The 25,025-nt window shown below is 56.4% G+C and carries 25 protein-coding genes; 12 read left to right on the top strand and 13 right to left on the bottom strand.

The window, feature by feature from the left end; all coding sequences use genetic code 11:
- Positions 1-33: 33 nt before the first annotated feature.
- The gene (locus HGT1_RS00945) at positions 34-1,377 is read right to left on the bottom strand and encodes a 1-acyl-sn-glycerol-3-phosphate acyltransferase (protein ID WP_176248101.1); all 1,344 of its coding nucleotides are present in this window, start codon (positions 1,375-1,377) and stop codon (positions 34-36) included.
- Positions 1,378-1,545: 168 nt separating this feature from the next.
- Between HGT1_RS00945 and HGT1_RS00940 the strand changes: the two genes are divergently transcribed.
- The 3 genes from HGT1_RS00940 to deoD all read left to right on the top strand — a co-directional run bounded on the left by HGT1_RS00940 (position 1,546) and on the right by deoD (position 4,791).
- On the top strand, positions 1,546-3,609 hold the full coding sequence (locus HGT1_RS00940) for a methylmalonyl-CoA mutase family protein (protein ID WP_373029393.1): 2,064 nt from the start codon (positions 1,546-1,548) through the stop codon (positions 3,607-3,609).
- 81 nt (positions 3,610-3,690) lie between these two features.
- Positions 3,691-4,005, top strand: a complete 315-nt coding sequence (locus tag HGT1_RS00935; protein WP_176248099.1) for an H-NS family nucleoid-associated regulatory protein — start codon at positions 3,691-3,693, stop codon at positions 4,003-4,005.
- 75 nt (positions 4,006-4,080) lie between these two features.
- Positions 4,081-4,791, top strand: a complete 711-nt coding sequence (gene deoD, locus HGT1_RS00930) for a purine-nucleoside phosphorylase (RefSeq protein ID WP_176248098.1) — start codon at positions 4,081-4,083, stop codon at positions 4,789-4,791.
- A 34-nt stretch (positions 4,792-4,825) separates the two neighbouring features.
- Here the strand turns inward: deoD and HGT1_RS00925 are convergent, their stop codons facing one another.
- The 11 genes from HGT1_RS00925 to HGT1_RS00875 form a co-directional block, all read right to left on the bottom strand.
- Entirely contained in the window at positions 4,826-5,668 is an 843-nt protein-coding gene (locus HGT1_RS00925; protein WP_176248097.1) for a DUF1989 domain-containing protein, read from the bottom strand.
- A complete protein-coding gene (locus HGT1_RS00920) occupies positions 5,665-7,317 on the bottom strand; it encodes an FAD-binding dehydrogenase (RefSeq protein WP_176248096.1) in 1,653 nt (550 codons plus the stop codon). The genes HGT1_RS00925 and HGT1_RS00920 overlap by 4 nt, the downstream gene beginning before the upstream one ends.
- Positions 7,318-7,378: 61 nt before the next feature.
- Positions 7,379-7,600, bottom strand: coding sequence for a hypothetical protein (locus HGT1_RS00915; RefSeq protein ID WP_176248095.1), 222 nt, complete (start codon positions 7,598-7,600; stop codon positions 7,379-7,381).
- A gap of 48 nt (positions 7,601-7,648) precedes the next feature.
- Positions 7,649-8,428 carry a succinate dehydrogenase iron-sulfur subunit gene (locus tag HGT1_RS00910; protein WP_176248094.1) on the bottom strand — a complete coding sequence of 260 codons (780 nt, stop codon included), beginning with the start codon at positions 8,426-8,428 and terminating at the stop codon, positions 7,649-7,651.
- Positions 8,429-8,481: 53 nt separating this feature from the next.
- A complete protein-coding gene (locus tag HGT1_RS00905) occupies positions 8,482-9,273 on the bottom strand; it encodes an FkbM family methyltransferase (protein WP_176248093.1) in 792 nt (263 codons plus the stop codon).
- Between the two features lie 26 nt (positions 9,274-9,299).
- The gene (locus HGT1_RS00900; protein ID WP_255200050.1) at positions 9,300-9,698 is read right to left on the bottom strand and encodes a hypothetical protein; all 399 of its coding nucleotides are present in this window, start codon (positions 9,696-9,698) and stop codon (positions 9,300-9,302) included.
- A gap of 61 nt (positions 9,699-9,759) precedes the next feature.
- Complete coding sequence (sdhA, locus tag HGT1_RS00895; protein ID WP_176248092.1) at positions 9,760-11,565, bottom strand: succinate dehydrogenase flavoprotein subunit; 1,806 nt, start codon at positions 11,563-11,565, stop codon at positions 9,760-9,762.
- Positions 11,566-11,595: 30 nt separating this feature from the next.
- Positions 11,596-11,967, bottom strand: a complete 372-nt coding sequence (gene sdhD, locus HGT1_RS00890) for a succinate dehydrogenase, hydrophobic membrane anchor protein (protein WP_176248091.1) — start codon at positions 11,965-11,967, stop codon at positions 11,596-11,598.
- A gap of 11 nt (positions 11,968-11,978) precedes the next feature.
- Entirely contained in the window at positions 11,979-12,362 is a 384-nt protein-coding gene (gene sdhC, locus HGT1_RS00885) for a succinate dehydrogenase, cytochrome b556 subunit (RefSeq protein ID WP_176248090.1), read from the bottom strand.
- A gap of 340 nt (positions 12,363-12,702) precedes the next feature.
- Entirely contained in the window at positions 12,703-13,665 is a 963-nt protein-coding gene (gene mdh, locus HGT1_RS00880; RefSeq protein WP_176248089.1) for a malate dehydrogenase, read from the bottom strand.
- A gap of 189 nt (positions 13,666-13,854) precedes the next feature.
- Positions 13,855-14,721 carry a PRC-barrel domain-containing protein gene (locus tag HGT1_RS00875; RefSeq protein WP_176248088.1) on the bottom strand — a complete coding sequence of 289 codons (867 nt, stop codon included), beginning with the start codon at positions 14,719-14,721 and terminating at the stop codon, positions 13,855-13,857.
- 154 nt (positions 14,722-14,875) lie between these two features.
- On the opposite strand from HGT1_RS00875, the gene HGT1_RS00870 reads away from it, so the two are divergent.
- A complete protein-coding gene (locus HGT1_RS00870) occupies positions 14,876-15,628 on the top strand; it encodes a sulfite exporter TauE/SafE family protein (RefSeq protein ID WP_176248087.1) in 753 nt (250 codons plus the stop codon).
- A 16-nt stretch (positions 15,629-15,644) separates the two neighbouring features.
- Here HGT1_RS00870 and HGT1_RS00865 read toward each other — a convergent pair whose 3' ends face one another.
- Positions 15,645-15,791, bottom strand: a complete 147-nt coding sequence (locus HGT1_RS00865) for a hypothetical protein (protein WP_176248086.1) — start codon at positions 15,789-15,791, stop codon at positions 15,645-15,647.
- A 265-nt stretch (positions 15,792-16,056) separates the two neighbouring features.
- On the opposite strand from HGT1_RS00865, the gene HGT1_RS00860 reads away from it, so the two are divergent.
- The 8 genes from HGT1_RS00860 to HGT1_RS00825 all read left to right on the top strand — a co-directional run bounded on the left by HGT1_RS00860 (position 16,057) and on the right by HGT1_RS00825 (position 25,025).
- Positions 16,057-16,914, top strand: coding sequence for a CoA ester lyase (locus tag HGT1_RS00860; RefSeq protein WP_176248085.1), 858 nt, complete (start codon positions 16,057-16,059; stop codon positions 16,912-16,914).
- 5 nt (positions 16,915-16,919) lie between these two features.
- Positions 16,920-17,477 (top strand): NnrU family protein, encoded by a 558-nt coding sequence (locus tag HGT1_RS00855; protein WP_176248084.1) that lies wholly within the window; start codon positions 16,920-16,922, stop codon positions 17,475-17,477.
- A 45-nt stretch (positions 17,478-17,522) separates the two neighbouring features.
- Positions 17,523-17,726, top strand: coding sequence for a DUF1737 domain-containing protein (locus HGT1_RS00850; protein ID WP_176248083.1), 204 nt, complete (start codon positions 17,523-17,525; stop codon positions 17,724-17,726).
- Complete coding sequence (locus HGT1_RS00845) at positions 17,726-18,763, top strand: MaoC family dehydratase (RefSeq protein ID WP_176248082.1); 1,038 nt, start codon at positions 17,726-17,728, stop codon at positions 18,761-18,763. The genes HGT1_RS00850 and HGT1_RS00845 overlap by 1 nt, the downstream gene beginning before the upstream one ends.
- A complete protein-coding gene (locus tag HGT1_RS00840; RefSeq protein WP_176248081.1) occupies positions 18,760-19,473 on the top strand; it encodes a DUF4344 domain-containing metallopeptidase in 714 nt (237 codons plus the stop codon). Before HGT1_RS00845 ends, HGT1_RS00840 begins: the two co-directional genes overlap by 4 nt.
- A gap of 196 nt (positions 19,474-19,669) precedes the next feature.
- Complete coding sequence (gene sucC / locus HGT1_RS00835) at positions 19,670-20,863, top strand: ADP-forming succinate--CoA ligase subunit beta (RefSeq protein WP_176248080.1); 1,194 nt, start codon at positions 19,670-19,672, stop codon at positions 20,861-20,863.
- A 233-nt stretch (positions 20,864-21,096) separates the two neighbouring features.
- A complete protein-coding gene (gene sucD / locus HGT1_RS00830; RefSeq protein WP_176248079.1) occupies positions 21,097-21,984 on the top strand; it encodes a succinate--CoA ligase subunit alpha in 888 nt (295 codons plus the stop codon).
- Between the two features lie 77 nt (positions 21,985-22,061).
- Positions 22,062-25,025, top strand: a complete 2,964-nt coding sequence (locus tag HGT1_RS00825) for a 2-oxoglutarate dehydrogenase E1 component (protein ID WP_176248078.1) — start codon at positions 22,062-22,064, stop codon at positions 25,023-25,025.

Raw genomic sequence — 25,025 nt, 5'->3', positions numbered from 1 at the left:
TTGCAGTCGCAGCAAATCCCAAGACCTGCGGCCTCAGATGAAAAAATGTGCGATCGAGTTGGCATAGTAGTTCAGGATAGGCAGCTCATCAGGGTCGGCGGCAAAGCCCCCGTCGACTGCAAACACCATGCCGCGCTGCACCATATGTTCGCGCGCTTTTTGAACGGCCCCGTCAAAATCCGCATGGGGAATGTCGATCGTCGGCTTCGCCTTTTTCAACAGCCGCGCCATTTCGGCCCTCAGGGCATCCTCTGTCAGCGGCGTCTTGGTCGACAGCATGAGATGCGCCATTAGTGGCACAAACAGCAACGGCATCTCGTCTGCGATCCGCCCCATCAGATCCTGGGCCAACCGGTCAACATCCGGCTTGTCACCATAGTCCCGCAAAGGGACCGGTTCGCCAAAAACCACGGCCGCCTCGCCAAAACGCATAAACCTGCCACGTATCCGCAGCCACGTTTTGCGCAAAATAAAGATCAGGATCACCGATATGCGCGCCTTGAATCGCCGCGTCCCGGCAAGATCTGCTTCGATCAGAACCCGATCTTCCAAAACCCGATCATAGTTGATGGCGACTGGCACAAACACCACGTCACGGTCGGTCAGGTCAGCACCGACAACATAGCCCAACAACCCCATCTTTGGCGGCATCAACTTGCCATCAAGGCTGAGCCCGCCTTCGGGGAACACCGCTTGGGTCACGCCGCCCTCGGTCGCCTTTTGCACATAGCGCGCCAAGACTTTGCGATACAGCGCACCGCGTGATTTGCGCCGGATGAAATAAGCGCCCATTGATCTGATCAACCCGCTCAGCGGCCAAACCCGCGCCCATTCCCCCACCGCATAGCTCAATGCCGATGCCTCGCCCGCCAGATAGGTCACCAGCATATAATCCATGTTGCTGCGATGGTTCATGACAAAGATCACCGTCGCGTCGCCGGGTATTTTTTCGATAACGGCAGCGTTGTCCTTGCCGGTGCGTACCTCGTACAGGGTATTTGCCAGAAACCGCGCAAGCCGGATGCCAAAGCTGAAATAGGCGAAGGCGCTGAAACTGGGCACGATCTCGCGGGCATAGCGGCGGGCCTGCTGGAACGCGACGTTTTCGGGAATGCCCTCTTCGCGGGCGTGATCGGCAATCGCCTGGCTGATTTGCGGATCATAGATCAGCCGCTGGATCATGTCGTGACGCCGCGCCAGTTTGAACGGTTCAATCGGGCGCGTCAGGCGTTTGTTCAGACGGGCAACCGCACGTTCAAGGCGCAGCCGGAAAAACCAGCGTACCGAGGGCAATAAAAAATGGCTTAATGCCGTGACAGTCGCAAAAAGCAAAATCACGACGAATAGCCAGATAGGAAGTTCAATGGTCTGCGTCATCGGCCCACACTTGCAGAAGGAAAACGGACTGGGCAATGAAAATCTATGAATTCGCCGTTTGGCTGAACGCGGCCTGCGAATAAGATTTGACCAAATTTTCTACAATAACGGGTCATTCGCGGTCGCCTTTGCAAATAATGTGGACCCTGCCCGGAAATCAATGCGATAATGCCGCAATGCAGCGAATTGACACTGCCTGATTATTTCAAGTATCAGTCTTTCAACGCAATATTATTACCCTACCGATTCACGAGAGGCCGCACCATGTCGCAACAAACAAAAGACCGCCCCTGGCTGATCCGCACCTATGCCGGACACTCTACCGCCGAGGCATCCAATGCGTTGTATCGCAGCAATCTGGCCAAAGGTCAGACCGGCCTTTCCGTCGCCTTCGATCTGCCGACACAAACCGGCTATGACAGCGATCACATCCTTTCGCGTGGCGAAGTGGGCAAAGTTGGCGTGCCTGTCGGCCATCTGGGCGACATGCGGATGCTGTTCAAGGATATCCCGCTTGAGCAGATGAACACCTCGATGACCATCAACGCGACGGCACCGTGGTTGTTGGCGCTTTATATTGCCGTAGCCGAAGAACAGGGTGCGGATGTATCGGCCCTGCAAGGCACGGTTCAGAACGACCTGATCAAAGAATACCTGTCGCGCGGCACCTATATCTGCCCGCCTGCCCCGTCGCTGAAGATGATCGCCGACGTCGCCGAATATTGCTATACCAACGTGCCGAAATGGAACCCGATGAATGTGTGTTCCTACCACCTTCAAGAAGCCGGTGCGACGCCCGAACAGGAATTGGCCTTTGCCCTGGCCACCGCGACAGCTGTCTTGGATGCCCTGCGCCCCCGCGTGCCTGAGAAAGATTTCCCGACACTGGTTGGTCGCATCTCCTTTTTCGTGAATGCCGGTATTCGTTTCGTGACCGAGATGTGCAAGATGCGCGCCTTTGGCGATCTGTGGGATGAAATCTGCCTTGAGCGTTATGGCGTCGAAGACCCCAAGTTCCGCCGGTTCCGCTATGGGGTTCAGGTGAACTCTCTTGGCCTGACCGAACAGCAGCCGGAAAATAACGTCTACCGTATCCTGATCGAAATGCTGGCCGTCACGCTGTCTAAAAACGCCCGCGCCCGTGCCGTTCAATTGCCCGCCTGGAACGAAGCTCTTGGCCTGCCGCGCCCGTGGGATCAGCAATGGTCGATGCGTATGCAGCAAATCATGGCGTATGAAACCGACCTGTTGGAGTTCGACGACCTGTTTGATGGCAACCCCGCCGTCGACCGCAAGGTCGAAGCGTTGAAAGAAGGTGCACGTGCCGAGCTTGCCAATCTTGACGGCATGGGCGGCGCTATCTCTGCGATCGATTACATGAAATCGCGACTGGTCGAAAGCAATGCCGACCGTCTGGGCCGGATCGAACAGGGTGAAACGATCGTTGTCGGCGTGAATAAATGGCAGCAGGGCGAACCCTCGCCGCTGATGACCGGCGACGGCGGGATCATGGTCGTTGACCCCGCCGTCGAGGCTGACCAGATCAACCGTCTGAATGCGTGGCGCGACACCCGTGATCAGGCCGCCGTTGACAAAGCTCTTGCCGATCTGCGCGCCGCCGCCGCCGAAGGGCGCAATGTGATGGAACCGTCAATTGCCGCCGCCAAGGCCGGTGTAACCACAGGCGAATGGGCCGCGCAAATGCGGGCCGTACACGGCGAATACCGTGGACCGACAGGGGTTGCCGCAGGGCGGTCGAACAAGACCGAAGGTCTGGATGAACTACGCGAGGCCGTGGATGCCGTCAGCACCCGTCTGGGTCGCCGGCTTAGCTTTCTGGTTGGGAAGCCCGGGCTTGATGGCCATTCGAATGGTGCAGAACAGATTGCAGTGCGCGCCCGCGATTGCGGCATGGATATTACCTATGAAGGTATCCGCCTGACCCCGTCAGAAATCGTCAAAGCCGCAAAAGACGGCAATCACCATGTTGTGGGCCTGTCTATTCTTTCCGGCTCCCATATCCCACTGGTCCAAGACTTAATGAATGAAATGCGTCAGGCAGGGCTTGGACATATCCCTGTGGTTGTGGGCGGTATTATTCCAGAGGATGACAAAATCCGGATACTCGGAATGGGCGTTGCCCGCGTTTATACGCCTAAAGACTTTGAGTTGAACACAATAATGAAAGATATCGTAATACTTGCAGACCCCGATACAATTGCAGCGGAATAAAATCTTTAGAATTTTTATTCTTTGTTTCATCTCTATATTCGCATAAGGATGGAATGTAGTTAAATATTAGGAACTGGTATAATGAGCATTAATCTGGACGCCATGTCTCACAAGCAGCTTGAGACCTTGCTGGAAGATGTAAAGATCGCAATCAAATCGGCCTATGACCGTGACCGTGTTGAGGCCCGTAAAGCGGCTGAAAAAGCGGCAGCCGAATTTGGTTTTTCTTTGGACGAAGTATCTTCGGGTGCAAAAAAATCCAAAGGGGTTAAGGCGGCCGCCAAATTTGCGAACCCGGCTGACAAGACCCAGACATGGACTGGCAAAGGTCGCCAGCCGAATTGGTTCCGTGAATTGACAGCCAAGGGTGTCTCCCCGGATGATCTGGCGATTTGAACTTTACCTTTAACGAAAAAATAGGGTGTCCCAGGATTGGGGCACTTTTTTTACTTAGAGCGGTAGTTATCAAAAATGACGATTCATATTGGTGCCAAAGAAGGTGAAATCGCTGAAACGGTTCTGATGCCAGGCGACCCTTATCGGGCAAAGTGGGCGGCAGAGACGTTTTTGACAGACGCGACACTTGTGAATGAAGTACGCGGCATGCTTGGCTTTACCGGCACTTGGAATGGCCACCGTGTGACCATTCAAGGATCAGGAATGGGAATGCCTTCGCTTTCCATCTATGCGAACGAATTGATTACCAACTACGGGGCCAAAACATTGATCCGCATCGGATCATGTGGCGGTATGCAACCCCATGTGGGAATTCGCGATATTATTATCGCAATGACGGCGACCACAATAACATCTCCTTCCTCCGGTATATTCCGCGAAATGAATTTCGCACCTTGCGCCGATTGGTCATTGTTGCAAGCAGCCGTTATCGCAGCAAAAGCAAAAGGAACCAATACCCATGTGGGCGGCATCTATTCGTCTGATGTGTTTTACGCCGAACGCCCCGATCTGGATGAACAGATGGTGCGTCACGGGATTCTGGGTGTCGAAATGGAAGCAGCCGAGCTTTATACCTTGGCGGCCCGTCACAAACGCCGCGCTTTGGCGGTGCTGACGGTCAGCGACCACCTGCAAACCGGCGAGGCGCTGCCTGCATCGGAGCGTGAAAAATCCTTTGGCGACATGGTCGAGATCGCTTTGCAAGCAGCCTTTGCCGACGCATAAAATTATCTAAACGGCTTGAACCCTGCCAAGGGGTTCAAGTGCCGTGTGACCTGTCATAACCATTGGGCGCAGGTTGCGAAGCCGCGCCAAGGTAATCTGCATCAGGGGCAAAGATTTCGACCAGCAGCGGATAGCAGGCAGCGGCATCAGACGAATGTTCTGCCGAACAATCGCCCCCCGGACATGCGCTTAGCGCCCCCAACAGATCAATCTCGGCATAGAACTCAAGATAATCACCGGGCCGGACGGGGCTTGCCTTCATAAAATACTGGCCGGTGTCGCGGGTAAAGCCTGTGCACATAAACACGTTCAACACGTCATGCACATGTGGCTCAGCCTCCGCTACAGACACACCCAAGTGGTTTGCCAAAGCGCGGGTCAGGTTGGAATGGCAGCAATGGTGATACTGCCCCCCTGCCAGCAAGTTATGCGTATAGGGGTCGCAGCGGGTGCCGATGACGTCATGCACCGAACCGCCAAATGAGTCCTTGCCGTACCAGCCAAGCGTGTCATGGGTGATGGTCGCCATCGGTCGCAGATACGGAAAGCTTGTCCACATCCGCTGGCCCGTTGTGATATGCGTGCCGTGCAGCGCGCGGGTTTTCCCGGAATAGAAACGTTCGTTAATATTGTCGCGCGCCCACAGGTTCAAATCACCGACCTGCGGCCCTTCGACACTGACAATTCGAAAGAAGTGCCCCGCCGGCACGGTAAAGCACCCTGCTTCGCGTGGCGGCACTAGCACCTCGTCTACCTTGGTCATCGTGTCCCGCGCAGCGTGGTACGCCGCCATATCCGGCACCGGCAGCGTATCCACCGGATAACAGATTACCGGTTTGACCGCACGCCGTGCTGCCGCGTCTTTGGGTTCGTTCATACGTTTTGTCCTGCAATGCGGCCCGAAAATAGACACCCGCCCAGGAATGTCCCCTCAAGCGCGTTATACCCGTGATACCCGCCGCCGCCAAAGCCGCAGACTTCACCAGCGGCATACAACCCCTGCAAAACGTCGCCCTCTGGCGTAAGGACCCTGCCCTGCAAATCAGTGTGCAAACCGCCCAGACTTTTGCGTGTCAGAACATTCAGCCTGACCGCAATCAGCGGGCCGTTTTCCGCGTCCAGAATGGCGTGGGGTTTGGCGGTGCGGATCAGTTTATCACCGCGATAGGCACGCGCCCCACGGATCGCCGTAATCTGGGCATCCTTGGAAAACGGGTTATCCAACTGCCCGTCCCGCGCTGCGATCTGGTTGCGCAGATGGTCCAGATCAAGCGGTTGGTCCGGCGTCAGTTTGTTCATACCGGCGACCAGTTCGTCCAACCGATCCGCAACAATGAAATCCGCACCTTTTTCCTTGAATGCCTCGACTGCGGGCGTAGCCCCTTTGCCAAGCCGCGCTTTCAATACATCGCGCCATCCACCATCGGTAAGGTCGGGGTTCTGCTCTGACCCGGACAGGGCGAATTCTTTTTCGATGATCTTTTGGGTCAGGATAAACCAGCTGTGTTCCCCGGCCCGCAAGATCCGCTTGAGCGTCGATAGGGTATCGAAACCCGGCATGCAGGGAGCCTCCATCCGGTCGCCCTTGGCATCCAGCCAGATCGAAGACGGCCCGGGCAAAATGCGAATGCCGTGATTGGGCCAGATCGGGTTCCAGTTCTCGACGCCCTCGCAATAATGCCACATCCGGTCTTCGTTGATCAGACCCGCACCTGCATTGGCAGCAATACCGTGCATCCTTCCGTCAACATAGTCCGGCACGCCCGACACCATGCGACTGGGGGGCTGGCCCAGCCGACCTGTCGGCCAGTGCTGCCGCACCAAATCATGGTTGGCACCGATGCCACCTGTCGTCAAAATCACCGCTTCGGCCTGATGGTGAAAAGTGCCGATGGGGGCACGGCTTGTGCTTTCGCCGCGCTGTTTGGTGGTCGCCTCAAGCACCTCACCGGATACCCCCGTCACGGCACCGTTTACGACCTCGAGCGCGTTAACCCTGTGGCGGAACGCCATGTGCAACCGCCCTGCAACAGCATGGTCCTGCATCAGCTTGGCAAAGGGGGCGACCACACCGGTGCCGGTTCCCCAAGTAATGTGAAAACGAGGAACCGAATTCCCGTGCCCGCCTGCCATCGCGCCGCCACGTTCGGCCCAACCCACAACAGGGAACCACCGCATGCCCAGCCCGTGCAGCCATCCGCGCATGTCGCCCGCAGCCCAGTCGACAAAACGGGTGGCATAGGCACGCGGGTTCGCATCCTCGGGGCGGTCAAATTGCGCTGACCCCATCCAGTCGCGCAGTGCCAGTTCGGGGCTGTCGCGAATGCCCAGCCGGCGTTGTTCGGGGGTGTCGACCATGAACAGCCCGCCAAGCGACCAGAACGCCTGACCGCCCAGACTTTGCGGGCCTTCCTGGTCAATCATCAGCACCCGACGACCGCGCAGGATTGCCTCATGTGCGGCCACCATCCCGGCAAGGCCGGCACCAACGACAATCACATCAGCTTTGAAATTTTTATCTGTCATGGATCCCCCTGTCACAGAACAAAGGCTATTCGACGATCAATGGTTCTGTCGAGGACCCTGATCAAAGCGGTCGCGAGGTCACTTTGGATTTGCAGTCTTTCGGGGTGCCGTTTGTGGCGGTGTAGGCTTCGGCACCGCAGGCAACGCAGTGGTAAAAGCTCAAGCTGCCCTTGTCGCGGGTGTTATCTTTGCGCCAGCGGCAGCCGCGCCCGGGGCTTTTGCGCCGCCAGAAATACGAGGCGACCAAAAACACGACAAAAAAGGCAAGCAATAAAAGGGGCATGAAAAAATCGCCGACCCACCCCGACAAAATCGGGGTGGGTCAATCTGATCAGATGGTGCGTTCGACCATCATCTTTTTGATATTCGCAATCGCCGCTGCCGGGTTCAAACCCTTGGGGCAGGTCTTGGCGCAGTTCATGATTGTGTGGCAGCGGTACAGCTTGAAGGGGTCCTCAAGCTCGTCGAGACGTTCGCCTGTCGCCTCGTCGCGGCTGTCGATCAACCAACGATAGGCATGCAGCAATGCGGCTGGTCCAAGATAGCGGTCGCCGTTCCACCAGTAGCTGGGGCAGGATGTCGAACAGCACGCACACATGATGCATTCATACAGACCGTCCAGCTTGGCGCGGTCATCGATCGACTGCTTCCATTCTTTCGCAGGAGCCGCTGTTTTGGTTTCAAGCCATGGCTGGATCGACGCGTGCTGCGCATAGAAATGCGTCAGGTCGGGGATCAAATCCTTGACCACAGGCATGTGCGGCAACGGGTAAATCTTTACGGTGCCCGAAACCTCGTCCACGCCGTAGGTACAGGCCAGCGTGTTGATCCCGTCGATGTTCATCGCGCAAGATCCGCAAATACCTTCGCGGCACGAACGGCGGAAGGTCAGGGTGGGATCAATCTCGTTTTTGATCTTGATCAGCGCGTCCAGGATCATCGGGCCGCAGGTATCCATATCGACGAAATATGTGTCGATGGCAGGGTTCTTCCCGTCATCCGGATTCCAGCGGTAAATCTGGAACTGCTTGAGGTTTTTTGCACCCTCTGGTTTTGGCCATGTCTTGCCGGATGTCATCCGGGAATTCTTTGGGAGCGTGAGTTGAACCATATCGCCTCTCCTGGTCTGCCGGGCAGTTACCCGTTTTCAATAATTTCCAGCGCTTACTTCTTCAAAAGGTAAAGCGCATTTCCTTCGGCCTGCATCGTTTCTTCGAAACCGCTGGCCAGTATTTTTGCACATAGATCGGTCTGCCACTGCTGGGCATGCCGCACTTCGATAAGGATTGCATCAGGCAGCCATCCGCCGGATTTTGCCTCGTCCAGAATGGGGTCAAGAACCAAGGCTTCGGCCCCTTCGACATCAATCTTGAGCAGGGTGAAATCGTGGTTTTCAGACGCAGATGTGAAATGACGCAACGGGCGCGTCGGGACCAATGACCCACCACTGCGCATCCGGCCTTGCACCTCTTTCAAGGACGCCTGCCCATAGTTGTGCCCGCGAAAATTAAGCATCGCCTCTCCGTCGCGATCAGACAATGCACAGCCTTCTATTCTGACAACTTCGGTCAAATCGTTGATCTGCACATTCAGGCCAAGGCGGCCAATCATGATCGGGTTCGGTTCAAAGGCGATTACGCGCGACCCTTTCCCGCTGGCCAACGCCAGAGGAATGGTAAACGCGCCGCAATTCGCACCAATGTCCAAAACCAGGGCATTGCGCTGCTCGACCAGTTTGACCAATGCCAGCAGGGATTTCAGCTCGGGAGGGTGCCCCTCAAGCCAAATGCAGGTTTCTGTATAGTTGTCCCGCGGATCGACAACCATTCTGATATCGGCAAATTCAATCTCGACCGGGCCCAACATTGCGTTGATCTTGGCCCGCTCTTGGGGCGACCCTGTCCGGAAACGAGCCCGCAAGCTGTCCATTTCAGCTTTTTTGATCTGGTCAGCCATCATGCTGCTTCCCCGCTCAAGCCCCATCAGCCAAGTGTTCCTGTCAGGCCCAGGCTATTTTGCGACAAACAGCGTACTGTTTCAGGGCGTGCCAACACGGTGCGCACTGTCGCAACGGTCGTATCATCTACGCCGATAACTGCCGATTTCGCAAATACCCGTATCTCGGCCGCGTCGGAATTGTCGATGATACAATCGGTGAACGGCGTGATCAGCTGCTTTGGCACCTGGGGAAACCGCGTGGCGATGGTTTCGGTAACCACACCTTTCGCGCCTTCGCGGGCGATCGCATCAACCCGCTGGGATGCCTCTGTACAGGCAGACAGCCCAACAGCCATCAGCACCACCCCAAACACAGCCGGACGGGCCGCGCGATGACGCAGACCTTCAACGATATTATGGAATGTGGTTCCGGCTCGTGTCACAGGGGGGTCCTTTGGTTCGTGTATGCCCCGCCCCGGTGAGTACCAGAGCGGAGCAAGAGTTTTAGTAAACGCGTGCTTTTGGTGCGATTTTCTTGAGGTCGATGCCGCCTTCTTCTTCGGTGGTCAAAGGATCAAGATGCACGCCACGATAGCCCAGGGTCGCTTCGTTCCCTTTGAACCAGACAAGGCTGTGCTTGCGCCAGTTCTTGTCATCGCGATCAGGATAATCCTCGTGGGCGTGTGCCCCGCGGCTTTCCTTGCGCGCAGCCGCTGCGGTAATCGTGGCCACAGCGTTTGGCATAAGGTTGGTCAGCTCAAGCGTTTCCATCAGGTCAGAGTTCCAGACCAGCGACTTGTCCGTCACCTTAAGGTCAGCGACCTTGCCTGCGACCTCGTCCATTTTCACTTTGCCTTCGTTCAGCGTCTTGTCGGTGCGGAACACGGCAGCATCGGCCTGCATGGTTTTCTGCATCTCAAGGCGCAATTCGGCGGTGGCGATGTCGCCCTTGGCGTAACGCAGACCGTCAAACCGGTTGAACGCCGCGTCGATCGACCGCTGGTTTGGCGTCGGCACGGGTGTCGACGGATCAACAATATCCTTGGCGCGGATCGCGGCAGCGCGACCGAAGACAACCAAGTCGATCAGCGAATTCGACCCAAGACGGTTTGCACCGTGAACAGAGGCACAGCCCGCCTCGCCCACAGCCATCAGACCGGGTGCGATGTTGTCAGGCTTGTCGGCGGTGGGTGCCAACACTTCGCCCCAATAGTTCGTGGGAATGCCGCCCATGTTATAGTGCACCGTCGGCAGAACCGGGATCGGTTCCTTGGTCAGGTCAACACCGGCAAAAATACGCGCGGATTCAGAAATGCCCGGCAGGCGCAAATCCAGCGTTTCTTTGGGCAGGTGGTTCAGGTGCAGGTGAATGTGGTCTTTGTTTTCGCCCACACCGCGCCCTTCGCGGATTTCCATCGTCATGCAGCGCGAAACAACGTCACGGCTGGCAAGGTCTTTATAGGTCGGCGCATACCGCTCCATAAAGCGTTCGCCTTCGGAGTTGGTCAGATACCCGCCCTCGCCGCGTGCGCCTTCGGTGATCAGGCAGCCGGCACCATAGATGCCGGTCGGGTGGAACTGAACGAATTCCATGTCCTGCAGGGGCAGACCTGCACGCGCGGTCATACCGCCACCGTCACCTGTACAGGTGTGCGCCGATGTTGCGCTGAAATAGGCGCGGCCATAGCCGCCCGTTGCCAGAACAACCATCTTGGCGCTGAACAGGTGCATGGTACCGTCATCCAGCTTCCAGCACAAAACGCCCTGACACACGCCATCATCGGACATGATCAAATCAATGGCGAAATATTCAATGTAGAATTCAGCGTTATGCTTCAGCGATTGGCCGTAAAGCGTGTGCAAGATCGCGTGGCCGGTACGGTCAGCAGCCGCACAGGTGCGCTGAACGGGGGGGCCTTCGCCGAATTCTGTGGTGTGGCCACCGAACGGACGCTGATAGATTTTGCCAGCTTCAGTGCGCGAGAATGGAACGCCGTAATGCTCAAGCTCGTAAACCGCCTTGGGCGCTTCGCGGGCAAGGTATTCCATCGCATCGGTATCGCCCAGCCAGTCGGACCCTTTGACGGTGTCATACATGTGCCACTGCCAATTGTCGGGGCCCATGTTCGACAGGGATGCCGCGATGCCGCCCTGCGCCGCAACAGTGTGCGACCGTGTCGGGAAAACTTTGGTGACGCAGGCTGTTTTCAGGCCCTGTTCGGCCATGCCGAGGGTCGCGCGCAGACCTGCACCGCCGGCCCCCACAACAACCACGTCATATTCATGCGTTTCATATTCGTATGCAGCCATGTTTCGGTCTCCCGTCCTGCGAAATCTGTGTTAAAGCGCGATGCGTGCGATGGCAAAAAGCCCAACCGCCGCCGCGCCGTAGCTGAGGCAAGTCATCAGGATGATGGCAATCTTTTGCGCCAATCCGTGAACGTAGTCCTCAATCAGCACCTGCACACCATCGTTAAAGTGCTTGAACCCAACGGTCAGTGTCAGTGCTGCAATAATTGCGGGGAAAGGCTTGGCGTAATAGGCCAACACCTCTTCGTAGGTGCCGCCCAGTGCCGCACCAAAGGTAAAGACGAAAAGCGGGATCAGGATCAGCAGCGCAACCGAGCTGACTTTCATCGCCCAGAAATGTGCAGTGCCGGATTTTGCCGACCCCATACCGAGCGCGCGTTTGCGGTCTGTCAAATAAGCCATGTCTGTTCCCCTTAAATGATCAGCGCGGTGATAATGGTCAAAACGACCGAACCGACCAATGCCGCCCAGCCCATTTTTTCAGCTGTCGGGATATCCAGCCCATAGCCGTTGTCCCAGATCAGATGCCGGATGCCTGCAAGGGTGTGATACCAAAGGCCCAGCAATGAAAAGAACATCACAAGGTCGCCGAACCAGCTGGTGATAAATCCGTTGGCTGTTGCAAATGCTTCGGGCGATGTTGCCGCGGCCAGAAACCACCACACGATCAGCAGCGCTGCGACCAGCATCGCGTTGCCAGTGATCCGGGTAAGGATCGACGACATTGAGGTTAGTTGCGGGCGGTAGATCGTCAGGTGTGGTGACAGCGGGCGGTTGCCCCGGTTCACATCAGCCATGATGGATTCCTTTTCTCGTCTCGTTCAGCTTATAGATAGCGGTATTTTCGATACTGTCACGCACAGACGTCCGTTTCGGGTCATGTTTGCGCACCAAAACCCGCAAAAAATTCGAATTAATCAAAAGTTTTTAGATTTGTGATCACGGAATTTTTTCATGTGATCACAACGGGGCCAGGCTTCCGCTGATCTTCGCGCTTTTGGCGAATACCGTGACGGAGGGTGCAAATCAGCATGTCCATTGAATTGGGATAGACGGCCCGTGTCGGATGGCGCGCAACAGCAAACAGGTGGGAAAAATTGGCGGGGCGGCTGATTTCAGCGCCCCGCCAGTAAAGATTTAGCTCAACGAGCCGTCGATACCTTTGCAAGCATCAACCAGGCCTTTGACGGCATTGACAGAATTATCGAACATCGCCTGCTCGTCTTTATCCATCGAGATTTCGACAACACGTTCGATGCCGCCGGCACCAATCACGGTTGGAACGCCAACATAGAAACCGTTCAGACCGTAAGCACCGTCGACATATGCCGCACAGGGCAGCACGCGCTTTTGGTCTTTCAGATAGGCTTCGGCCATCTCGATCGCCGAAGTCGCTGGCGCATAGAACGCCGAACCGGTTTTCAGCAACCCAACGATTTCCGCGCCGCCATCACGGGTGCGCTGAACGATCGCGTCCAGTTTATCCTGTGAGGTCCAACCCATTTTCACCAGATCAGGCAAAGGAATACCCGCAACTGTCGAATAGCGTGTCAGTGGCACCATTGTATCGCCGTGGCCGCCCAGAACGAACGCGGTAACGTCCTTCATCGACACGTTGAATTCGGCGGCAAGGAAGTGACGGAAGCGTGCCGAATCAAGAACGCCAGCCATGCCGCAAACCATGTGGTGTGGCAGACCGGAGAATTCGCGCAGAGCCCAAACCATCGCATCAAGCGGGTTTGTGATACAGATCACAAAGGCGTTTGGCGCGTGGGCTGCGATGCCTTCGCCAACGGATTTCATCACTTTCAGGTTGATGCCCAGCAGATCATCACGGCTCATCCCGGGCTTGCGGGCAACACCGGCTGTAACGATGCAAACGTCAGCACCAGCGATATCAGCATAGTCATTTGCACCTGACATGGTCGCGTCGAACTTTGCCGATGGACCGGATTCGGCGATATCAAGCGCCTTACCCTGAGGAACACCTTCGGCGATGTCGAACAAAACGACGTCACCTAGTTCCTTGATTGCTGCGAGATGGGCAAGCGTGCCCCCGATCTGCCCAGCGCCGATAAGCGCGATTTTGGGTCTGGCCATGTGGTTTTCTCCGACAAGGTTAAGATTGGCCACGGGATAACGAAATGCATCGCACCGTGCAAGTTGCCTGTCGATCATGGCCGATGGAAGGTGAATAAACGCATAAAAAAGGGCCACTTCCAGTTGGAAATGGCCCTTTATTCAGGTCAAGAAATACAAAATTCCCGAATATTCATACGCGGTTTCGACTTAGTTCCGGTATTCGGGCTGTGCTTCAAGCGCTTCCTTGCTGCTGTCGATGTAGATGCGGAAATCATCGCCTTCAGCGTTTTTCAGGACCTGCAATTCATCCCATGTCACCGCGACCGGCTTTTCGCCCAAGCCAAGGAAACCGCCAACATTGATCACGACTTCTTTCACCTGGCCGTCGTCACCCAGGATCAGGCTGCCAACTTCGCCGACTGTTTCATTGTCGGACCCATAGACATAGGCCCCGTCCAGGTCTTCAGCTGTCAGAGCTTGCATTTGCTCGACGTTGGCTTCTGCATAACCATCATATTCGACAGCCGGACGGGTCAACATTGGACGATCATTTGCGGGCTCGTCTTTGGCCATCTCGGCAGATGTCGCTGTGTCGGACATTTCGGTCGTTGCAGCAGCTTCGGCTTTTTCCATGTCGTCGTCCATGTCACGGTCAAACTCGGGGGCCTGCTCCAACATCTCTTTCGATGTTGTCACCACCAGAAAACGGTCGTCCGAATCGCCTTCGGCCTTCAGCACCTTGATGCTGTCCATGCTGACACTCACGTCACGTTCGCCCATGCCAAGGAAGCCGCCAACACCCAGGATCACAGCTTTTACATCGCCGTTTTCATCCAGCAGAATATCATTGATCTCGCCGATATCGTCCCATTCGGTTTCAGCACCGGTGACGACAGTCATGTTGGCGTCGATTTCAGTTTCGGCGTTATAGATGCGCATGCCGATCAGGTCGGATGCAAAGAAATCAGACGGCTGCGCAACAGTGCTGCCAATGCCGTTTGTGGCATGGGACGCAGCAAATGCCGGGCCGGTCAAAGAAAGAATAATTGCGGTTGTTCCAAGAAAACGTTTCATTACTATTTACTCCTATTAAGGTACTGTACTTTCCGCCAAGCGAACATCGCTCGGTTGCAAGGATAACCAGCATCTCGCCAATCAGTTCCAACTCGGATCAACAAACTGTCACTTTAATCAATCCATGACATAGCTGTCCGAAAGCGGTGCCCCGATGACCTTTGATATTTGGTTCTTGCTGATCGCCGGGCCTGCCGTTCTTTTTGCAGGTGTCTCGAAAGGCGGGTTCGGATCGGGCGCGGCTTTTGCAAGTTCCTCCATCCTGGCTGTGGTCATCGAACCGGGGATGGCCCTGGGGATCATGTTGCCACTGCTGATGCTTATCGACGTCACAACCCTGAAACCCTATTGGGGAAAATGGAGCCTGCACGACGTCAGGTTGCTGGTCCTTGGTGCCGTACCGGGCGTTGTTTTGGGCGCGGCACTGTACAAGATCGCATCGCCGGATTTCTTCCGCCTGATGATCGGCAGCATTTCGGTCGGGTTTGTGTTCTGGCAATGGGGCCGCAGTTCGGGCTGGATTCGCGCCGCACAACACGCGTTGCCAGATTGGGCGGGTGTGTTTTGGGGCGGTGTTGCTGGCCTTACCAGTTTTATCAGCCACGCAGGCGGCCCACCTGCCGCGATCTATCTTTTGTCACGCGGTTTGACGAAAACCCAATTTCAGGCCTCTACCGTGTTGCTGTTCTGGACAGTCAACATCGTCAAATTCGTGCCCTATGCTTTTTTGGGTATCTTCACACTCGATACGTTGAAAGCGGACCTGGTGCTTGCGCCCTTTGCCATTCTCGGCGCGTGGGTCGGGGTCAAAGCGCATCGGTTCATCTCTCAAAAGCAGTTCTTTGCGATCACCTATGTTTTGTTGCTGACAACAGGGACCAAGCTGATCTGGGATGGTTTGACCTAGTGTCTGGCAGTGCGCATCAGGGAATATCAACCATAACGGCAAAGGAATATGACGCTATTGGCCCCGCCATTGGATCGGCTGACAAATCCTGCGTTGCTGCAATCATGATCGCCCCTGCGGCGGCAAGCCCCGCCAGGTGAAAAACCTTATGGAAATTAGTCATTATCGCGCTTTCCTTTTCTGACCAGTTCACAGGAAAACCGGTCATGATGGATATCGGGGCACGCTGGCATTTTCCCCTGAAGACACAGAGCCGCGATGCCGACGCATGCCCTGCAACCGTGCTCCATCCAGCTGAACAATCCGTTAATTCCCGCCATTCGAAGAATTATTCGCCCAATTTGCTGCGCTGCGGCGGGATTGCGCTTGAAGTATTCGTTAAAAAATGCAGACCTGCGCGCAACATTATTTCTTCGGAGGTTCATATCATGTCGAAAATCACCCGCCCGCTCCGCTCTGTTCTCTATATCCCCGGCTCGAAAGACCGTGCCCTGGACAAAGCCCGCGGGCTGCCAGCCGACGCGATCATCTTTGACCTTGAGGATGCCGTTATCCCCGAAGAAAAAACCGCCGCCCGCGATACGCTGGCACAGGCGCTCAAGGACGGCGGCTATGGCAGCCGTTTCAAAGTGATCCGTATCAACGGGTTGGACACGGAATGGGGTGCCGACGACGCCCGCGCCGCCGCCAAGATGGACTGCGACGCGATTCTGTTGCCCAAAGTCGGCAGCCCCGCCGATCTGGACGCCCTTGCCGCCATCACCGATGACATCCCGCTTTGGGCGATGATGGAAACCCCCGGTGCCATGCTGAACGCCGCCGCCATCGGCGCGCACCCGAAGCTGCAATGCATGGTCATGGGCACCAACGACCTGAACAAAGACCTGCAAACCCGCGTCCGCCCCGACCGCCTGCCGCTGCTGACCGGTCTTGGCCTGTGCGTGCTGGCCGCCAAGGCCAACGGGATTGCGATCATCGACGGGGTGTATAACGCGTTCAAAGACGACGAAGGCCACCGCGTCGAATGTGACCAGGGCCGCGATATGGGCTTTGACGGGAAAACCCTGATCCACCCCGCACAGCTGGATGTGGCAAACGAAGCATTTTCCCCATCCGAGGCCGAAGCAGACCTTGCGCGCCGCCAAATCGCAGCGTTTGACGAAATGCAGGCAACAGGTCAGGGTGTGGCAGTCGTGGACGGCCGCATCGTAGAGAACCTGCATGTTGCAACCGCGCGCGAAACATTGGCAAAACTGGACGCAATCGCGGCCCTACAAACGGAGTAAGCCCCATGATGGCACTTTTGATCCTCGGCATGATCCTTTGGGTCGGTGCACATTACTTTAAACGGCTGATGCCCGACCAACGGGCCGCCCTTGGCGACAAAGGCAAAGGCGTGATTGCCGTGGCGCTTGTCGTATCCCTTGTGCTGATCATCATCGGCTATCGCGGTGCGGCATTCATTGATGTCTGGTATCCGCCCAGCTTCCTCACCCACATTAACAACCTGCTGATGGTGCTGGCCTTCTGGGTCTATGGATCAAGTGCCGCCAAAGGTGCCAAAGCATGGCCCGCCAACAAGACCCGTCACCCGCAACTGATGGCCGTCAAGATCTGGGCTACAGCGCATTTGCTGGTGAACGGCGATCTTGCGTCGATCATCCTGTTCGGTGGCATGTTGGCCTGGGCCGTCGGATCGGTGATCCTGATCAACAAAGCCGAACCTGATTGGACCCCGCCGCCAGCCGCAGGCAAGGCGACCTATATCCGCCTTATCGTGATCACGGCTGTCGTTTTCGTCATCGTCGTCGGCATCCATAGCTGGCTCGGCGTCTCGCCGTTCTCCTAACGCCGTTCCTTTGAAATAATCTGCCATTAACCTGAGAGTATCTGCATGAAACTTTACCGTTTCCTGTCCGAAGAGGACACCTCCGCCTTTTGTCACAAGGTCACCGATGCCCTGAACAAGGGGTGGGAACTGTACGGCACGCCGACCCAGACATTTGACGCCGCCGCTGGTATCATGCGCTGCGGTCAGGCCGTCACGAAAGAAGTCGAAGGCACCTATACCCCTGACACCAAACTGGGGGAGCACTGATGGTTGCCACGAAAACAAACGCCGGTCGCTTCTTTGAAGACTACACTGTCGGCCAAACGCTGCACCATGCTGTACCGCGCACGGTAAAGGGCGGCGAACGCGCCTTGTACCATGCGCTGTATCCGGCACGTCACGCGCTTTATTCCTCCGATCAATTCGCCCAAAGCTGCGGCCTGCCGTTTAGCCCGATGGATGATATGATCACCTTTCACATCGTCTTTGGCAAAACCGTGCCTGACGTATCGCTGAACGCGGTGGCAAATCTGGGCTATGCCCAAGGGCGCTGGCTCGCCCCCGTCTGGCCCGGTGACACGCTGCGGTCTGTGTCCGAAGTGATCGGGCTGAAACAGAACTCCAACGGCAAAACCGGCGTGGTCTATGTGCGCACCTCGGGCTTTAACCAAGACGATAGCAAAGTGCTGGAATATGTCCGCTGGGTGATGGTGCGCAAACGCGATGTCAACGCCCCTGCCCCCGCCGAAGTGGTGCCAAACCTGCCCAAAGCGCTAAGCGTCGGACAGCTGCATATCCCTGACGATCTGGATTTCAGCAATTACGATTTCACCTTGGCCGGCGAACCGCACCGCTGGGGCGATTACGAGGTCGGTGAAAAGATCGACCACGTTGACGGCGTAACGGTGGAGGAAGCCGAACACATGATGGCCACGCGCCTGTGGCAGAACACCGCCAAAGTTCATTTTGACACCTCTGCCCGCCCCGACGGGTCGCGGCTGATCTATGGCGGTCACGTAATTTCGATGGCGCGGGCGCTGTCGTTCAACGGTTTGGCCAATGCGCAAATGATTGTCGGGCTGAACGGCGGGGCACATGCGAACCCGTGCCTGTCAGGCGACACCATCCGCGCGTGGTCCGAAGTGTTGGACAAAGCCGACACATCCGCCCCCGGCGTTGGTGCGATCCGCTTGCGTCTGGTGGCAACCAAAGGCGGCGATCCGTTCAAGCTGAAGGGCGACGATGGCAAATACCTGCCCGATGTTCTGCTTGATCTGGATTATTGGGCCTTGATGCCAAAGTGAAATCGCTGATTTTTGCCCTGACGTTGCTTTTGCCCCTCGGCGCTTGTGCTGATGAGGCCGAGGATAATTTTGTCTCTGCAAATCTTATCTCGATCTTTTATCACGAGATGGGCCATGCGCTGATCGACATCATGCGCTTGCCCGTTTTCGGACAGGAAGAAGACGCCGCCGACATGGCCTCTGTCCTGTTTCTGGAAAATACGTTCTCGGAAGAAGACGCGGTGTCCATCGCCTATGACAGCGCGTTGGGGCTTTATGCCGAATCACAAAACGAAACCGATCCGAACGAAACGGCGTGGGGGGTACACGGGGCCAGTTTGCAGCGGTTCTATAATCTTGTGTGCCTGTTTTACGGGGCAAATGTCGGCACGCGCGATGATTTTGCCGACGACATGGGTTTGCCTGCCGCGCGCGCAGAAACCTGCGAGGCTGAATATCAACTGGCAGATGACAGTTGGGGGCCGATATTTGATGAATTATTCGATGCAGGCCCCGGCGACAGCATCATCTATACCGGATCGGACAAAGGCTTTGCCCAAGAGATCATCAGCGGCGAAGTGGCCACGTTGAATGAACTATTGGCCTTGCCCGAAGACCTGGAAGTCACGGTCGAGCCCTGCGGCCAGCCGAATGCCTTTTACGATTCTTCTTTGGTCAGGGTCATAATCTGCACCGAATTTGAGCCCTATTTGCGTAAACTTGCCCCCTGACGTCCAACGTCACCGCACACGAAATGCCGATTTCCGGACTGCTGTCCAATTTTTGTGATCACACGATAAATACGTGTGATCACAAATGTCGCTTTTGTTTGAAAAATCCTGTATTTCTGAGAAAAACTGTTTACCCAATATCAAGACTCAATCGTATACCGCGATTTGACTGGAACAAAAAACGGGACCGTTTTTCATGAACATCCACGAATATCAGGCGAAAGCCCTTTTGCGCACATATGGCGCGCCAGTATCTGACGGCCGCGTCGTACTGAAAGCCGAAGATGCAAAAACAGCCGCTGGCGAAATGGACGGCCCCCTTTGGGTGGTCAAGGCGCAGATCCACGCAGGTGGACGCGGCAAGGGTTCGTTTAAAGAAGCCGACGCTGGCGACAAAGGCGGTGTACGCCTGACCAAGTCGGTCGAAGAAGCCGCAGAAGAAGCCAAAAAAATGCTGGGCCGCACTTTGGTCACGCATCAGACCGGCCCTGCTGGCAAGCAAGTGAACCGCATCTACATCGAAGACGGTTCCGGCATTGAAACCGAACTGTACCTTGCCCTGCTGGTCGATCGCCAGACATCGCGCGTCGGGTTCGTTTGCTCGACCGAAGGCGGCATGGACATCGAAGAGGTCGCCGCATCGACCCCAGAAAAAATCATCAGCTTTTCGGTAGACCCTGCAACAGGCTACCAGGCATTCCACGGCCGTCGCATCGCGTTCACGCTGGGCCTTGAAGGCAAGCAAGTGAAACAATGCGTGGCCCTGATGGGCCAGCTGTACAAAGCCTTTGTCGAAAAAGACATGGAAATGCTGGAAATCAACCCGCTGATCGTCACAGACAGTGGTGACCTGAAGGTGCTTGATGCCAAGGTCAGCTTTGATGGCAACGCCATGTACCGTCACCCCGATATCGCCGAATTGCGCGACACCACCGAAGAAGATGCGAAAGAGCTTGAGGCGTCCAAGTACGACCTGAACTACATCGCGCTTGACGGTGAAATCGGCTGCATGGTGAACGGTGCCGGTCTGGCGATGGCCACAATGGACATCATCAAACTCTACGGTGCCGAGCCTGCGAACTTCCTTGATGTTGGCGGCGGTGCCACCAAAGAGAAAGTGACCGAAGCGTTCAAGATCATCACCTCTGACCCGCAGGTCAAAGGCATCCTGGTCAACATCTTTGGTGGGATCATGCGCTGCGACGTTATCGCCGAAGGCGTTGTTGCAGCCGTAAAAGAAGTCGGTCTGAAAGTGCCATTGGTTGTTCGCCTTGAAGGGACAAACGTTGCCGAAGGCAAAGCGATCATCAACAACTCCGGTCTGGACGTGATTGCAGCGGATAACCTGAAAGATGGCGCACAGAAGATCGTGAAAGCCGTTAAGGGTTAATCAAAGTGACGCAGCGCCTTCTGAGCATGTGTTTGAAGTCTTGCAACCGGTATCGCGTTGGCGATGCCGGTTGTGGCGCATGTTACAGTGGCCGCGACGTCACAAACGCCCCCGGCGCGACATATTTTCAAACTGGAGTGGCCTAAGTCAGCCCCGCAATATCGACGGGGCTACGCCCTCTCAGACAACAATGCTGATCCGTCAGCATTTCGAACCACAGATAGGAAATTACAATGGCCGTACTTGTCGACGAAAATACCAAAGTGATCTGTCAGGGCCTAACAGGGTCCCAGGGCACGTTCCACACAGAGCAAGCCATCGCCTATGGCACCAAGATGGTTGGCGGCGTGACACCTGGCAAAGGTGGGCAAACCCATCTCGACCTGCCCGTGTTCAACTCTGTCCACGAAGCGCGTCATGTGACCGAAGCAAACGCAACCGTCATCTATGTTCCACCGCCCTTCGCAGCCGATTCCATCCTCGAGGCGATTGACGCCGAAATGGAACTGATCATCTGCATCACCGAAGGTATCCCGGTTCTGGACATGATGCGCGTAAAGCGCGCGCTGGACGGGTCCAAGTCGCGCCTGATCGGGCCAAACTGCCCCGGCGTCATCACACCTGACGCGTGCAAAATCGGCATCATGCCGGGCCACATCCACAAGCGCGGCACCTGCGGCGTTGTCTCGCGCTCGGGCACGCTAACCTATGAAGCAGTGAAACAGACATCCGATCTGGGTCTGGGCCAGTCCACAGCTGTTGGCATCGGCGGCGACCCCATCAAAGGGTCCGAACATATCGATATCCTCGAGATGTTCCTGGCCGATCCGGAAACGCAGTCGATCATCATGATCGGTGAAATCGGCGGTTCCGCCGAAGAAGAAGCCGCACAGTTCCTGGCCGATGAAAAGAAGAAAGGCCGTTGGAAGCCAACAGCCGGTTTCATTGCCGGTCGCACAGCCCCTCCCGGCCGTCGCATGGGCCACGCCGGTGCCATCGTTGCTGGTGGTAAAGGCGACGCAGAAAGCAAGATCGAAGCGATGAAAGCCGCTGGTATCGTTGTTGCTGACAGCCCCGCAACACTGGGCGAAGCTGTTCAAGAAGCCATCAACAAGGGCTAAACCCCTTTCGGTCAGGCGAGGCTTTCCCTGCCTGACCCCTTACATTCAAACGTCGCGCTCTCATCAGAGGTATCGCCATGACCGACCAACCGCAAAACGAACAGTTCCACGACACCTCGTTTCTTGAGGGGCAAAACAGTACGTACCTTGAAGCCATGTATGCGCGCTATGCCAATGATCCGACGGCGGTCGATGCCGCGTGGCAGGCGTTTTTCAAGGCGATGGATGATGATGACGCCGACGTAAAAGCCGAAGCCGCTGGCCCGTCATGGGCACGCAGCGACTGGCCACCGATGCCGCAGGACGATTTGACCGCCGCGCTGACAGGCCAATGGCCTGCCCCGGTCGAAACCAAAGCCGCCGGCCAACGGATCGTCGAGAAAGCCGCCGCCAAAGGCATCGAGCTGTCGGATGCACAAGTGCAACGCGCCGTGCTGGACAGCATCCGCGCCCTCATGCTGATCCGCGCCTACCGTATTCGGGGCCACTTGGCCGCCGACCTTGATCCGCTTGGCATGCGTGAACAATCGCTCCACCCCGAGCTGGACCCCGCCGCCTATGGCTTTGGTCCCAAAGACATGGACCGCCCGATTTTCATCGACAACGTGCTGGGCCTGCAAATCGCCACGATGAAGCAGATCGTCGACATCGTGAAAAGCACATATTGCGGCACATTCGCCTTGCAATACATGCACATCTCGAACCCCGAGGAAGCTGCCTGGCTGAAAGAGCGGATCGAAGGCTATGGCAAGGAAATCCAGTTCACCAAGAATGGCCGCAAGGCCATCCTGAACAAGCTGGTCGAAGCCGAAGGTTTCGAGAAATTCCTGCACGTCAAATACATGGGCACAAAACGCTTTGGCCTTGATGGCGGTGAATCCCTGATCCCTGCGATGGAACAGGTTATCAAACGCGGTGGCCAGCTGGGCGTTCGCGATATCGTCATCGGTATGCCGCACCGTGGTCGTTTGTCGGTTCTCGCCAATGTGATGCAAAAACCGTACCGCGCGATCTTTAACGAATTCCAGGGCGGCAGCTTCAAGCCCGAGGACGTCGATGGATCGGGCGATGTGAAATACCACCTTGGCGCATCGTCTGACCGTGAATTTGACGGCAATACCGTTCACCTGTCGCTGACCGCCAACCCGTCCCACCTAGAGGCCGTGAACCCCGTTGTTCTGGGCAAGGTACGCGCCAAGCAGGACCAGTTGAACGACAAGGAACGCACAGCGGTAATGCCGATCCTGCTGCACGGCGATGCCGCTTTTGCGGGCCAGGGCGTTGTGGCTGAATGTTTCGCCCTGTCCGGATTGCGCGGTCACCGTACCGGCGGCACCATGCATATCGTGGTGAACAACCAGATCGGCTTTACCACCGCGCCGCATTTCAGCCGCTCCAGTCCTTATCCGACCGATAACGCGCTGGTGGTTGAGGCACCGATTTTCCACGTCAATGGTGACGATCCCGAAGCCGTCGTTCACGCGGCCCGCGTCGCGACCGAATTCCGCCAGAAGTTCCACAAAGACGTGGTGCTGGATATCATCTGTTACCGCCGCTTTGGTCATAACGAGGGCGACGAGCCCATGTTCACCAACCCGGTGATGTACAAAAAGATCAAAAAGCAAAAGACCACGCTGACGCTGTACACAGATCGCCTTGTCAAAGACGGTCTGATCCCCGAAGGCGAGATCGAGGACATGAAAGCGGCGTTCCAAGAGAAAATGAACACCGAATTCGAAGCCGGCAAAGAATACCGCCCCAACAAAGCCGATTGGCTGGATGGCAAGTGGTCGCATCTCGATAAGGCCAAGGAAAAGAAATACCAGCGCGGCAAAACGGCAATCGCGCCCGAAACCATGGCCGACATCGGCAAGGCGCTGACAACTGCACCCGATAACTTTCCGGTACATAAAACAGTGACGCGCCTGCTGGATGCCAAGGCAGAGATGTTCAAATCCGGCACCGGTTTCGACTGGGCCACAGCCGAAGCCCTGGCATTCGGCTCGCTTCTGACCGAAGGCTACAAGGTCCGCCTTGCCGGTCAGGATTCCGCACGCGGCACATTCTCGCAACGCCATTCCGCCCTGATCAATCAGGAAAACGAAGACCGGTATTATCCGCTGAACCATATCCGCGAGGGGCAGGCCGAATACGAGGTCATCGATTCCATGCTCTCCGAATATGCGGTTTTGGGCTTTGAATACGGCTATTCGCTGGCCGAACCAAATGCGCTGACCTTGTGGGAAGCGCAGTTCGGCGATTTCGCCAACGGCGCGCAGATCATGTTCGACCAGTTCATCAGCTCGGGTGAAAGCAAATGGCTGCGGATGTCCGGCCTCGTCTGCCTCATGCCGCACGGCTATGAGGGGCAAGGGCCTGAACACTCCTCCGCGCGTCTGGAACGGTTCCTGACCATGTGCGGCGGCGACAACTGGATCGTGGCAAACTGCACCACGCCTGCGAACTATTTCCACCTGCTGCGCCGCCAATTGCACCGCAGCTATCGCAAGCCGCTGATGTTGATGACCCCGAAATCCCTGCTGCGCCACAAAATGGCCGTCAGCAAGACCGAGGAATTTACCACCGGCTCCAGCTTCCACCGCGTTTTGTGGGATGATGCCCAGCAGGGCAATTCGGACACCACGCTGGTTGCAGATGACAAGATCAAGCGCGTCGTGATGTGTTCGGGCAAGGTGTACTATGACCTGCTCGAAGAACGCGATGCCCGCGGTATCGACGATATCTATCTGCTTCGGTTCGAACAGTTCTACCCCTTCCCCGCGCAATCGGCGGTCAAGGAACTGGAACGCTTCAAGAACGCTGAAATGGTCTGGTGTCAGGAAGAACCCAAAAACCAGGGGGCCTGGACCTTTATCGAACCCAACATCGAATGGGTTCTTGGCCGGATCAATGCCACGCACACCCGTCCCGTTTACGCAGGTCGCGCCACATCGGCGTCGCCCGCAACGGGTCTGGCCTCTCAACATAAAGCACAACAAGCAGCCCTCGTTGACGAAGCGCTGACCATCGAAGGAAAATAA

The sequence above is a fragment of the Sulfitobacter sp. HGT1 genome, assembly GCF_013282155.1.
Taxonomy (GTDB): Bacteria; Pseudomonadota; Alphaproteobacteria; order Rhodobacterales; family Rhodobacteraceae; genus Sulfitobacter.
The sequence above is the reverse complement of the archived record's forward strand: the minus strand, read 5'-3'. Positions and strand labels throughout refer to the sequence as shown.

Excerpts from the sequence above, each read along its gene's own strand:
- HGT1_RS00945 (WP_176248101.1), bottom strand. The coding sequence starts at position 1,377 with ATGACGCAGACCATTGAACTTCCTATCTGGCTATTCGTCGTGATTTTG.
- HGT1_RS00940 (WP_373029393.1), top strand. The coding sequence starts at position 1,546 with ATGCCGCAATGCAGCGAATTGACACTGCCTGATTATTTCAAGTATCAG.
- HGT1_RS00935 (WP_176248099.1), top strand. The coding sequence starts at position 3,691 with ATGAGCATTAATCTGGACGCCATGTCTCACAAGCAGCTTGAGACCTTG.
- deoD (WP_176248098.1), top strand. The coding sequence starts at position 4,081 with ATGACGATTCATATTGGTGCCAAAGAAGGTGAAATCGCTGAAACGGTT.
- HGT1_RS00925 (WP_176248097.1), bottom strand. The coding sequence starts at position 5,668 with ATGAACGAACCCAAAGACGCGGCAGCACGGCGTGCGGTCAAACCGGTA.
- HGT1_RS00920 (WP_176248096.1), bottom strand. The coding sequence starts at position 7,317 with ATGACAGATAAAAATTTCAAAGCTGATGTGATTGTCGTTGGTGCCGGC.
- HGT1_RS00915 (WP_176248095.1), bottom strand. The coding sequence starts at position 7,600 with ATGCCCCTTTTATTGCTTGCCTTTTTTGTCGTGTTTTTGGTCGCCTCG.
- HGT1_RS00910 (WP_176248094.1), bottom strand. The coding sequence starts at position 8,428 with ATGGTTCAACTCACGCTCCCAAAGAATTCCCGGATGACATCCGGCAAG.
- HGT1_RS00905 (WP_176248093.1), bottom strand. The coding sequence starts at position 9,273 with ATGGCTGACCAGATCAAAAAAGCTGAAATGGACAGCTTGCGGGCTCGT.
- sdhA (WP_176248092.1), bottom strand. The coding sequence starts at position 11,565 with ATGGCTGCATACGAATATGAAACGCATGAATATGACGTGGTTGTTGTG.
- sdhD (WP_176248091.1), bottom strand. The coding sequence starts at position 11,967 with ATGGCTTATTTGACAGACCGCAAACGCGCGCTCGGTATGGGGTCGGCA.
- sdhC (WP_176248090.1), bottom strand. The coding sequence starts at position 12,362 with ATGGCTGATGTGAACCGGGGCAACCGCCCGCTGTCACCACACCTGACG.
- mdh (WP_176248089.1), bottom strand. The coding sequence starts at position 13,665 with ATGGCCAGACCCAAAATCGCGCTTATCGGCGCTGGGCAGATCGGGGGC.
- HGT1_RS00875 (WP_176248088.1), bottom strand. The coding sequence starts at position 14,721 with ATGAAACGTTTTCTTGGAACAACCGCAATTATTCTTTCTTTGACCGGC.
- HGT1_RS00870 (WP_176248087.1), top strand. The coding sequence starts at position 14,876 with ATGACCTTTGATATTTGGTTCTTGCTGATCGCCGGGCCTGCCGTTCTT.
- HGT1_RS00865 (WP_176248086.1), bottom strand. The coding sequence starts at position 15,791 with ATGACTAATTTCCATAAGGTTTTTCACCTGGCGGGGCTTGCCGCCGCA.
- HGT1_RS00860 (WP_176248085.1), top strand. The coding sequence starts at position 16,057 with ATGTCGAAAATCACCCGCCCGCTCCGCTCTGTTCTCTATATCCCCGGC.
- HGT1_RS00855 (WP_176248084.1), top strand. The coding sequence starts at position 16,920 with ATGATGGCACTTTTGATCCTCGGCATGATCCTTTGGGTCGGTGCACAT.
- HGT1_RS00850 (WP_176248083.1), top strand. The coding sequence starts at position 17,523 with ATGAAACTTTACCGTTTCCTGTCCGAAGAGGACACCTCCGCCTTTTGT.
- HGT1_RS00845 (WP_176248082.1), top strand. The coding sequence starts at position 17,726 with ATGGTTGCCACGAAAACAAACGCCGGTCGCTTCTTTGAAGACTACACT.
- sucC (WP_176248080.1), top strand. The coding sequence starts at position 19,670 with ATGAACATCCACGAATATCAGGCGAAAGCCCTTTTGCGCACATATGGC.
- sucD (WP_176248079.1), top strand. The coding sequence starts at position 21,097 with ATGGCCGTACTTGTCGACGAAAATACCAAAGTGATCTGTCAGGGCCTA.
- HGT1_RS00825 (WP_176248078.1), top strand. The coding sequence starts at position 22,062 with ATGACCGACCAACCGCAAAACGAACAGTTCCACGACACCTCGTTTCTT.